The sequence below is a fragment of the Planktothrix sp. FACHB-1355 genome (assembly GCF_014748295.1).
In the GTDB taxonomy this organism is placed as follows: domain Bacteria; phylum Cyanobacteriota; class Cyanobacteriia; order Cyanobacteriales; family Aerosakkonemataceae; genus Aerosakkonema; species Aerosakkonema funiforme_A.
Genome location: NZ_JACJUP010001360.1, coordinates 1 through 1,519, shown reverse-complemented (window position 1 = coordinate 1,519; position 1,519 = coordinate 1). Strand labels below are relative to the sequence as shown.

The following is a 1,519-nucleotide window of genomic DNA, read 5'->3' as shown; positions in this document are numbered from 1 at the left end:
GCCAGAAGCCGTGTTAAGTTTTGCTGCTGGGAGTTTTTTCGCGACGATCCCAAGAGCCTATCCGAAAAAGTGCATTCGCGCCAAAATGTTATTTTGGTGGAAAACCGTAAATTACCCTAATTTATCGATGGCGAGGAACTTCACGTGATTGATATTGGACTTACGCATATCGCGCTTCCCGTCTCAGATATTGAGCAAAGCATCAAGTTCTACGCTACCTATGCACAAATGCAAGTGATTCACCGTCGTATTGATGCAGGAAGAGGCGTTGCTGTTGCTTGGCTGAGCGATCGGACTCGACCGTTTGCGATCGTTCTGATTCAAACCGATTCGGTAGATCCCATTCTCTCTCCATTTGCCCATCTTGGAGTTGGTTGTCACAATCGTGAATCGATGGATGCGCTTTGTAAGAAAGCTCGTCAGGAAGGCGTACTCATTGAAGAACCTAAAGATTCTGGCCCTCCAGTCGGGTATTGGGCATTTTTGCGAGATCCAGACGGTCACACGCTGGAATTATCCTATGGCCAAGAAATTGGTCTTACAGTCGATCGAACAGAGAATGTTTAGTACAAACTTAATGTGTTCGGGTGATTTCTCCGCGATTTTTGCAGGCATATTTCACTGGTAAAAATTGCGATGTTTTTCGCCATAAAAAACATAAAAATCGGTAAAATTTATCTGAAAAAGTAAGACTTTGAGAGACTTACTTAACCTTTAAAAATAGGTTTGACAAGCTCGAAGGCTTTATTTTTAAAGATGATATACCCTAAAGAAAGTCACTCCCTCTTTAGGAAAACCAAAATGCTCGACTTGCTCAACTCTATTCTCGGACGCCACCCCGAACGCATCAAAGCAAATGTCGAAATCTACACCTGGCAAACGTGCCCTTACTGTATTCGCGCTAAAATGCTGCTTTGGTGGAAAGGTGTAAATTACACAGAATATAAAATTGATGGCAACGAAGAAGCTAGAAACAAAATGGCCGATCGCGCCAACGGACGCCGCACAGTACCGCAAATTTTTATCAATAATCAGCACATAGGTGGATGCGATGACATCTATCAGCTTGATGCGGAAAGCAAGTTAGATTCATTGCTAGCTCAACCAGCTATCTAAAGGTAGGGGGTAGGGACTAGGGGCTAGGAGCTTAGTTTGTGTAGCCCCAGACTTTAGTCTGAGGGCTGAGGGCAAAATTTTGTTATGACAATCGATCATCCTATCTATCTAACTCACTGCAAATGGATGAGTAGAGCGTTAGAACTGGCACAAGCTGCGGGTGAAGCCGGAGAAGTACCGGTAGGAGCCGTTATCGTTGACAGTAACGATCGTTTAATCGCAGAAGGCAATAACCGCAAAGAGCGCGATCGAGACCCCACAGCACACGCTGAAATTCTTGCTATCCGAGCTGCTGGAAAAGCTTTGCAAAACTGGCATCTTAACCGATGCACGCTGTATGTTACTCTGGAACCTTGTCCTATGTGCGCGGGTGCGATCGTACAAGCCAGAATTAGGTTGTTGG

General features: G+C 44.9%; 3 protein-coding genes. All 3 read left to right on the top strand.

Translation table 11 applies throughout. From position 1 onward, the window contains the following. Nucleotides 1-144: 144 nt before the first annotated feature. Nucleotides 145-567, top strand: a complete 423-nt coding sequence (locus tag H6S82_RS32415) for a VOC family protein (protein WP_190463507.1) — start codon at nucleotides 145-147, stop codon at nucleotides 565-567. Nucleotides 568-801: 234 nt separating this feature from the next. After that, nucleotides 802-1,116, top strand: coding sequence for a glutaredoxin 3 (gene grxC / locus H6S82_RS32410; RefSeq protein WP_190463504.1), 315 nt, complete (start codon nucleotides 802-804; stop codon nucleotides 1,114-1,116). An 84-nt stretch (nucleotides 1,117-1,200) separates the two neighbouring features. Next, nucleotides 1,201-1,519, top strand: a 319-nt coding sequence (locus H6S82_RS32405; RefSeq protein WP_191057441.1) for a nucleoside deaminase, incomplete at its 3' end; no start/stop codon positions are given.